Source organism: Dietzia sp. SYD-A1 (genome assembly GCF_015356725.1).
Classification (GTDB): domain Bacteria; phylum Actinomycetota; class Actinomycetes; order Mycobacteriales; family Mycobacteriaceae; genus Dietzia.
In genome coordinates, this window is the sequence record NZ_JADDKI010000011.1 from 1 (window position 1) to 4080 (window position 4080).

At 69.9% G+C, this 4080-nt stretch carries 4 protein-coding genes; all 4 read right to left on the minus strand.

The window, feature by feature from the left end:
• Positions 1–159 precede the first annotated feature (159 nt).
• Positions 160–978 carry an alpha/beta fold hydrolase gene (locus tag IY392_RS00545; protein ID WP_107755631.1) on the minus strand — a complete coding sequence of 273 codons (819 nt, stop codon included), beginning with the start codon at positions 976–978 and terminating at the stop codon, positions 160–162.
• Between the two features lie 146 nt (positions 979–1124).
• Positions 1125–1640 (minus strand): phage holin family protein, encoded by a 516-nt coding sequence (locus tag IY392_RS00550; RefSeq protein ID WP_194860256.1) that lies wholly within the window; start codon positions 1638–1640, stop codon positions 1125–1127.
• 81 nt (positions 1641–1721) lie between these two features.
• Positions 1722–3689, minus strand: coding sequence for an acetate--CoA ligase (acs, locus tag IY392_RS00555; protein ID WP_107755633.1), 1968 nt, complete (start codon positions 3687–3689; stop codon positions 1722–1724).
• Between the two features lie 144 nt (positions 3690–3833).
• Positions 3834–4080: hypothetical protein (locus IY392_RS00560; RefSeq protein ID WP_228548850.1), on the minus strand; the 247-nt coding region annotated here is incomplete at its 5' end.

The following is a 4080-nucleotide window of genomic DNA, read 5'->3' on the forward strand; positions in this document are numbered from 1 at the left end:
CGCCCGACTCGCGCGGCTGTCCCGACTTGCGCGGCGGGAATGGTCCATTGTCGCCGCGTACCCCGGCGATCACCGAGCAGAGGGGGCGCGTAGGCCGAGGGAGGGGGCGGCACGGGTCCGCGTTGGCGGGATCCGGCCGGAGAAGGGAGGACCGGCCCGTCAGAGCCCGCTTGCGCGGCGCGCGAAGTCCACGATCAGCCGAGACGTGGCCCGAGGCTGCTCCATCGCCGGGTAGTGCCCGGACTCCGCGACCATTTCCGTACGGAAGTCCCTGGCCCACGCCGCTGACGCCCGGACCGTCGACGGGCGGATGAACCGGTCCTCCTCGCCGCTGATCCCCAATACCGGCTGGTCGAGGACACCCGAGACCGTGCGGCGGAAATCGCGTCCGTCCGGGCGGAGCTGGCTGCGGACCATCCAGCGGCGCGACTCCAGGGACAGGTGGGCGGCCTTGGGGATGAGCATGGCCTGCCGGAGCAGCGCCGCGGTCTCGCGGAAGTCGTCGGTGTCCTGCCACGCCGGCGCGGAACGGTCCCGGAGCATCGCCTCCACCGACGCCGCGCCGTCGGTGGTGAGGCGGCGTTCGGGGAGCCGGGGAGCCTGGTCTGCGAGAAGACGGGGCACCAGGGCACGGCGTTGGGCGCGATCGCGGATCGCGGCGTGGCGGGTGGCCAGGGGGTGCGGAGAACCGACGACGACGAGGCCCCGCACCGCACGAGGCCGGTGGTATGCCGCCGTCCAGGCCACGAATCCGCCCTCGCCCTGCCCCACGATCACCGCGGAGGTGTGCCCGAGCGCGCGGATGAGGTGCGTGATGTCCGAGGCCAGGGTCCATCCGTCGTACCCGCGCGGTGGTTTGTCGGAGTCCCCGTGGCCCCGCAAGTCCACCGCGACGGCGTGGAATCCGGCTTCGGCCAGCGCCACGAGGGGTTTGCGCATGGTCCACCAGATCCCGCCCAGGCCGTGGATCAACACCACCAGTGGCGGGAGTTCTCCGGGGACGGTGTCGGCCGGAAGGGCCTCGGCGACGTGCAGACGGATGCCGTTGGCCGAGACGTCACGATGCCGCCACGACCCGTCGATCCTGACGATCGACGGGTCGGGCGGCCGGTGTGCGGGAGTATTCAGCTGCGCGTGGCGGGCTGGGGGGTCTCGGTGACCCGCACCGTCCCGGGCCGCGGCTGGGTGCCCGTGGGCATGGCCAGCTTGAGGTCGGACACCGAGTCGATGGTGCGCTGGGGCTTACGGATCTTCTTGACCTTGCGGTAGCCGAGCAGGGCGCAGACCGCCGCCAACAGCACCAGCACCACGAAGACGATGAGGAAGCCGACCCAGTCCCAGGACTGGGTGCCGAACCACAGGGAGATGAGCTTGGCCCACATGAAGACGAACGGGAAGAACGACATCAGGAGAAGCACGAGCGCCGCGACGAAGAAGCCCGACCCGGTGGCGGCCCTCTTGACCTGCTCGGTGACCTCGGTCTTGGCGAGCTCGATCTCCGCGCGGACGAGCGTGGACACCTGCGTGGTGGCGTTCTTGACCAGGGTTCCGATGCTGGCGTCGCCCCGACCGATCGAGTCCGCGTCGTGCAGGGGGATCGATGCCTCGGTCGGCGAGTGGGTTCCCTGGGCGTGGCTCACGGTTGTTCCTCCATAGTCAGGCGACGGATGCACCGTCGTCCATCGTGCCACGACACGTGGCCGCCTTCACCCGCTACCCGGTCAGCCGCGCGTGCCCTTCTCCCTGATCTGCTCCATGATGGTCGGATCGGACAGGGTCGAGGTGTCCCCGCCGTCGCGGCCCTCCGCCATGTCCTTGAGCAGACGCCGCATGATCTTCCCGGAGCGCGTCTTGGGCAGTTCGGGCACGATCGTGATGTCGCGGGGCTTGGCGATCGGGGAGATCTCCCGCGACACCTCGGCGCGCAGCTCGTCGATGAGCTTCTGGCGGTCCTCCTCGGCGTCGACGTTGCCGCGCAGGATCACGTACGCGACGATCGCCTGGCCGGTGGTCTCGTCGTTGGCGCCCACCACTGCCGCCTCGGCGACCGCGCGGTGCCCGACGAGGGCGGACTCCACCTCGGACGTGGAGATGCGGTGGCCGGAGATGTTCATCACGTCGTCGACGCGCCCCAGCACCCACAGTGCGCCGTCGGAGTCCCACTTGGCGCCGTCACCGGCGAAGTAGTACCCCTCCTCGGCGAACCGGGACCAGTAGGTGTCCCGGTAGCGCTCCATGTCGCCCCAGATGCCGCGGAGCATGGACGGCCACGGCTCGGTGAGCACCAAGAAGCCCTGTTCCTCCGCGGCGACCTCCTTGGCCTCGTTGTCCACGATGGACACGGAGATGCCGGGCAGCGGCCGCATGGCCGATCCGGGCTTGGTCTCGGTCACGCCCGGCAACGGGGAGATCATGATCGCACCGGTCTCCGTCTGCCACCACGTGTCCACGATGGGGGCGGTGCCGCCGCCGAGGTTGTCGCGGTACCAGCGCCACGCCTCCGGGTTGATGGGCTCACCCACGGAGCCGAGCAGGCGGATCGAGGTCAGGTCATGGGCGGCCGGGATCTCGGCGCCCCACTTCATGAAGGTCCGCACGAGGGTGGGTGCCGAGTAGTAGATGGTGACGCCGTACTTCTCGATGATCTGGAAGTGGCGGTGCTCGTCCGGTGAGTTGGGGGTGCCCTCGTAGACGATGCACTCGGCACCGTTCGAGAGCGGGGCGTACACGCCGTAGGTGTGCCCGGTGACCCAGCCGACGTCCGCGGTGCACCAGTAGACGTCCTGGCCGGGCTTGTGGTCGAACACGTTGTGGTGGGTGTACGACGCCTGGGTGAGGTAGCCGCCGGAGGTGTGGACGATCCCCTTGGGCTTTCCCGTGGTCCCCGAGGTGTAGAGCAGGAACAGGGGATGCTCGGAGTCGAAGGCCTCGGGCGTGTGCTCGGTGGACTGCTGCGGGACCACCTCGTCCCACCACGCGTCCCGGCCCTCGGTCCACTCCACGTCGAGCCCGGTCCGACGGACCACGAGGACGGTCTGCACCGATTCGGCGGTCCCCTCGGCGTCGACCCCGTTTCCGGAGAGCGCGTCGTCGACCCCGGCCTTGAGCGGCGCGGGCTTACCGCGACGGAACTGGCCGTCGGCGGTGATGACGACCTTCGCCTCCGCGTCGTCGATGCGCTGGCGGAGCGCGTTGGGGGAGAAGCCGGCGAACACCACGGAGTGGGTGAGCCCGAGGCGGGCGCAGGCCAGCATCGCGATGTAGACCTCGGGCAGGAGCGGCATGTAGATCGCCACCCGGTCGCCGGCCACGAGCCCGAGGGAGCTGAGGTAGTTGGCCGCGCGGCTGACCTCGTCCTTGAGTTCGGCGTAGGTGATGTCGCGGGCGTCATCCTCCGGCTCGCCGATCCAGTGGATGGCCACCCGGTCGCCGTTGCCGGCCTCGACGTGACGGTCCACGCAGTTGTGGGCCACGTTGAGCTTGCCGCCGACGAACCACTTGGCGACCGGTGCGTCGGACCAGTCGAGCACCTCGGACCACTCCGTGGACCAGTCCAGGCGCCGTGCCTGCTCGTCCCAGAACGCGAGTCTGTCAGCGGCTGCGACGTCGTAGAGGTCGGCCTGCGCGTTGGCCTGGGCGGTGAAGGCGGGGTCGGGTGCGTAGGTCTGGGTGTGGTCGTGATCGGTCATCAGCGGCTCTCTCTCGGGATGTGTGTTCACGGCGGCCGGAATCGACACGGCGGAAGCGACCGAACCGGTTTCTGTGAGCGTAGTCACATACGCTCGACCGTGTTTCGCAACACACCCGATAGGGGGGCGCGGGGGGAGTGGGGGTCAGGACTTCCGTTCGCGGCCTGGGGATTCGACGGCCTCGCCGCCGTCATCAGGGGTGGTGTCGCCCTTCTGCTGGGCGGGAGTCTCGGCGTCGGACCGGCCACCGCCTGCGGGGGATCCCGGTGACGCCGTCGTCGTTCCCGTCGACTGTCGCGCGTCCCGGGAGTCCTCGGTCGTGGTCGCGGAATCGTCGGGCGTCTTGTCGGGCGCGTTGCCGGGCGCCTTCGGCGTGGTCGCCTCGCTGTTC

Excerpts from the sequence above, each read along its gene's own strand:
- acs (WP_107755633.1), bottom strand. The coding sequence starts at position 3,689 with ATGACCGATCACGACCACACCCAGACCTACGCACCCGACCCCGCCTTC.